3 protein-coding genes are annotated in these 4,525 nt (G+C 67.0%); all 3 read left to right on the top strand.

Going from position 1 to position 4,525, the window contains the following annotated elements:
• The first annotated feature begins 210 nt into the window (after positions 1-210).
• Genes NV64_RS21570 through NV64_RS21560 form a run of 3 tightly spaced genes read left to right on the top strand, consistent with a single transcriptional unit; the run spans position 211 to position 4,500 of the window.
• On the top strand, positions 211-1,782 hold the full coding sequence (locus NV64_RS21570; RefSeq protein WP_101506744.1) for an ABC transporter substrate-binding protein: 1,572 nt from the start codon (positions 211-213) through the stop codon (positions 1,780-1,782).
• Between the two features lie 10 nt (positions 1,783-1,792).
• Entirely contained in the window at positions 1,793-2,740 is a 948-nt protein-coding gene (locus NV64_RS21565) for an ABC transporter permease (protein ID WP_101506743.1), read from the top strand.
• Positions 2,737-4,500, top strand: a complete 1,764-nt coding sequence (locus NV64_RS21560; RefSeq protein WP_101506742.1) for a dipeptide/oligopeptide/nickel ABC transporter permease/ATP-binding protein — start codon at positions 2,737-2,739, stop codon at positions 4,498-4,500. The genes NV64_RS21565 and NV64_RS21560 overlap by 4 nt, the downstream gene beginning before the upstream one ends.
• Positions 4,501-4,525: the final 25 nt, after the last annotated feature.

The following is a 4,525-nucleotide window of genomic DNA, read 5'->3' as shown; positions in this document are numbered from 1 at the left end:
CGGCCCGGCGGTGGCGGTGGCCGCGCCCAGCTCTCCGCTTAACGCATCCCGCGCCACGATCGACAAGGTCATAGTGCCCCCCTCTTCTGCGTACCAGATCAAATTTATATGGATAAATTATTGCACATCTCGCTATTTATACGCATAAATTAATTAACCCAACATCTGTTCAGCGGCGTTGACACGCTGCGCACCGACAACGAGGTCAAGATGCTCAGACTGCTGCGCGCCACGCTGCGTGCGATCCCCCTTTACGCCGGGCTGGCGCTGGTGGCCCCGGCGCTGCTGGCCGCCACCCCGCCCGGCGTGCTGATTATTGGCCAGGTGGCGGAGCCGCAGTCGCTGGATCCGCAGGTGGCCACCGCCGCCAACGACTCGCGCATTCTGGTCAACCTGTACGACGGCCTGGTGCGCAACGCGCCCGGCTCGCTGACCATTGAACCGGCGCTGGCCAGCCGCTGGGAAGTCAGCCCGGACGGCCTGCGCTACACCTTTCACCTGCGGCCGGGGGTGAAATTCCACGACGGCACGCCGGTGGACGCCGAAGCGGTGCGCTTTACCTTTGAACGGATGCTCAACAAACAGCACCCGTACTACCACACCGGTCCGTTCCCGCTGAGCTTCTTCTTCTCGTCGATCCGGAAAATCGACACGCCGGACGCCCACACGGTGATCTTCACCCTCGATAAACCCTTCGCCCCGCTGCTGTCGAACCTCGCCACCCCCACCGGGCTGATCGTCTCCCCGACGGCGGTGAAAAAGTATGACCGCGACTTCGGCCGCCATCCGGTGGGCAGCGGCGCGTTCCGCTTCGGCGACTGGCGGGCTAACCAGCGGGTGCTGCTTAACGCCAACGCGGCGTACTGGGACGGCGTGCCGAAGCTGAAGGCGGCGGTGTTCCGGCCAATCACCGACGGCAGCACCCGCACGGCGGAGATGCTCTCCGGCGGGCTGGACGTGATGGTGGAAGTGCCGCCGGATACCGTGGCGCGCTTCGCCAGCGACCCGCAGTTCCGCCTGCAGCAGGCGGTGGGGCCGCACGTCTGGTTTGTCTGGCTGAACAACCGCGAAAAGCCGTTCGATGACCGCCGGGTGCGCCAGGCGGTGAACTATGCGGTTAACAAACGGGCGCTGGTCGATAAGGTGCTGCAGGGCGCGGCGCAGGTGGCCGACGGCCCGATCTCCTCCGCCTTCGAATGGGCGCGCAACGACGCGGTGCAGCCTTATCCCTACGATCCTGCAAAGGCACGGGCGCTGCTGAAAGCCGCCGGTGCCGAAGGAGCGACGCTGAACTTTTACGTCACCGACGGCGGCTCCGGCATGCTCGATCCGATCCCGATGGCCACCGCCATCCAGGCCGACCTGCGCGCCGTCGGGCTGAAGGTGAATATCCAGACCTGGGAGTGGAACACCTTCCTCAGCAAGGTCAACGCCGGCCTGACGCCGCAGACGCAGATGGCCGAAATGGCGTGGATGACCAACGATCCGGACACCCTGCCGTTCCTCACCCTGCGCCGCGACGCCTGGCCGGACAAGGGCGGCTTTAACTCCGGCTACTACCACAACCCGCAGGTGGATGAACTGCTGGACAAAGCGCGTGCCACCAGCGACCAGAGCCAGCGCGCGGCGCTCTATCGTCAGGTACAGGCAGTGGTGCATGACGACGCGCCCTGGCTGTTCGTCGCCAACTGGAAGCAGAACGCGGTCACTTCGCGCCAGGTGCAGAACCTGACGCTGCAACCCAACTTCAACCTGATCCTGCATCAGGTCAGCAAGCCGTAACGGAGGCACGATGGCACGATATATTCTGCAGCGGCTGGCCGGGCTGATCCCGGTGGTCATCGGCCTGTCGCTGATCGTCTTTCTGCTGATGGCGATGATCCCCGGCAACCCGGCGCAGGCGCTGCTCGGCGCGTACGCCACGCCGGAAAACGTCGCACGCATCAGCCAGGAGCTGGGGCTGGACAAGCCGCTGTGGCAGCAGTACCTGATCTGGGTTAATAACCTGCTGCACGGCGACTTTGGCCACTCCTGGGTGCTGAACCGGCCGGTGATTGACGAGGTGCTGGAGCGCTTCTCCGCCACCCTGCTGCTCGGCGGCTGCGCGCTGCTGCTCAGCGTGGTGCTCGGCCTGCTGGCCGGCGTGGTATCGGCGGTGCGCCAGTTTGGCTGGGGCGACCGCATCATCACCCTGCTGGTGCTGCTCGGCATCTCGCTGCCCTCGTTCCTGATCGGCCTGCTGATGATTATGCTGTTTGCCGTCAGCCTGCGCTGGTTCCCGGCCTCCGGCATGCTGGCGGTGTACGGCGGCGGCGGCCTCAGCGATCTGCTGCACCACCTGGTGATGCCCAGCGTGGCGCTGGCGCTGGTTGCGACCGGGGTGATCGCCCGCCTGACCCGCACCGCGATGCTGGAGGTGCTGCGCCAGGACTATATCCGCACCGCCCGCGCCAAAGGGCTGAACGAACGGCGGGTGATCTGGCGACACGCCTTCCGCGTGGCGCTGGTGGCGGTGGTGCCGGCCATCGGCATTCAGGCCGGCTTCGTGCTCGGCGGCGCGGTCTATATCGAAACGGTGTTTCAGTGGCCGGGGCTGGGGGCGATGCTGGTCAAGGCGGTCTCCACCCGCGACCTGCTGCTGGTGCAGGGCGGCGTGCTGGTCGCCGCCGTCGCCTGTGTGCTGATTAACCTGCTTACCGATATCGTGCAGGCCTGTCTGGATCCGAGGATAAAATCATGAGCGACGCGTATTCATCCCGCCGCAGCGGCCTGTCGCTGCTCCTGCACAACCGGCTGGCGTCGCTGGGCGCGCTGATCCTGCTGCTGGCCGCCGCCGCCGCGCTGCTGGCCCCCTGGTTGCCGCTGCCCGACCCGGACGCCACCAACCTGCTGCAGCGGCTTGCCCCGCCGCTGACGCCGGGCCACCTGCTCGGCACCGACGGGCTGGGCCGCGATATGCTGTCGCGCCTGCTGTGGGGCACCCGGGTGTCGCTGGCGGTGGGGCTGGGGGCCACGCTGCTGGCGGCGACGATCGGCACGCTGATCGGGCTGGTGGCCGGTTATGCCGCCGGGCGCACCGACGGCCTGCTGATGCGGCTGATCGATATGATTATGGCCTTCCCCTATATCCTGCTGGCGCTGGCCATCGTCGCGGTGCTTGGCCCCGGCCTGCTCAACGCGCTGTACGCCATCGCGCTGGTCAATATCCCGTTCTTTGCCCGTAACGTGCGCGGCCAGACCCTGAGCCTGCGCGACAGCCCGTTTATTCAGGCGGCGCGGCTGGCGGGAAAAAACCACCTGCAGATCCTGCTGACCGAGATCCTGCCCAACGTGCTGCCGCTGATCGTGGTGGCGCTCTCGACCACCGTCGGCTGGATGATCCTCGAAACCGCCGGGCTGTCGTTCCTCGGCCTCGGCACCCAGCCGCCGGACGCCGACCTGGGTTCGATGCTCGGCCAGGGCCGCGGTCAGCTGTTTATCGCGCCGCACGTGGCGCTGGTGCCCGGCCTGGCCATCTTCCTGCTGGTGATCGGCTTTAACCTGCTGGGCGACGGCGTGCGCGATCTGCTCGATCCGCGCCTGAAATCCGGCGCGCTGCTGCGCTCACAGGCGATGACCACCGTGCAGCGCCCGGCGGTGCCTGAACGCCGCCAGCCCGGCGCGCTGCTGGAGGTGGCCGATCTGCAGGTGAACTTCACCCGTGGTAACCGGCAGGTGCCGACGGTGAAGGGCGTCAGTTTCCATCTGCAGCCCGGCGAGTGCCTCGGGCTGATCGGCGAAAGCGGCTCCGGCAAAAGCGTCAGCGCGCTGGCGATCGCCGGGCTGGTGGCCTCACCGCCCGGCATCATCAGCGGCGGCGGCGTCTGGCTGGCCGGTGAGGAGCTGTTGGGCCTCAGTGCGCCGCAGATGCAGCAGCGGCGCGGCGCGCGGGTGGCCTATATTTTCCAGGATCCGCTGACCTCGCTGCATCCGCTGATGCGCATCGGCGATCAGCTGGTGGAGGCGATCCGCTGCCACCAGCTGCTCTCCGCCACGGCCGCCCGGCAGCAGGCGATCGCGCTGCTGGAGGATACCGGCATCCGCGACGCCGCCCAGCGCTTCGACGCCTGGCCGCATCAGCTCTCCGGCGGCCAGCGCCAGCGGGTCGGCATCGCCATGGCGCTGGCTAACGATCCGCAGCTGATTATTGCCGATGAACCCACCACCGCGCTGGACGTCACCGTGCAGGCGAAAATCCTCGCAATGCTCAATGAACTGCGTCACAGACGCGGCGTGGCACTGCTGTTTATCACCCACGATTTTGCGGTGGTCGGCGAGATGTGCGACCGGGTGGCGGTGATGCGCCAGGGGCAGATCGTCGAAAGCGGCACCACCGCCGAGGTGCTGCGCCAGCCGCAGCACACCTACACCCAACGGCTGATTGCCAGCGTGCCGCGCCCCGGCCAGGGGCGTGACTTCCTGCGCCAGGTGCGCGAGCTGGCCGCAAAGGAGGCACCATGAATAAGGTGATTGAGGCAGAGCAGCT

Origin of the sequence: Erwinia sp. B116 (assembly GCF_002865965.1) — a bacterium.
Lineage (GTDB): Bacteria > Pseudomonadota > Gammaproteobacteria > Enterobacterales > Enterobacteriaceae > Erwinia.
The sequence above is the reverse complement of the archived record's forward strand: the minus strand, read 5'-3'. Positions and strand labels throughout refer to the sequence as shown.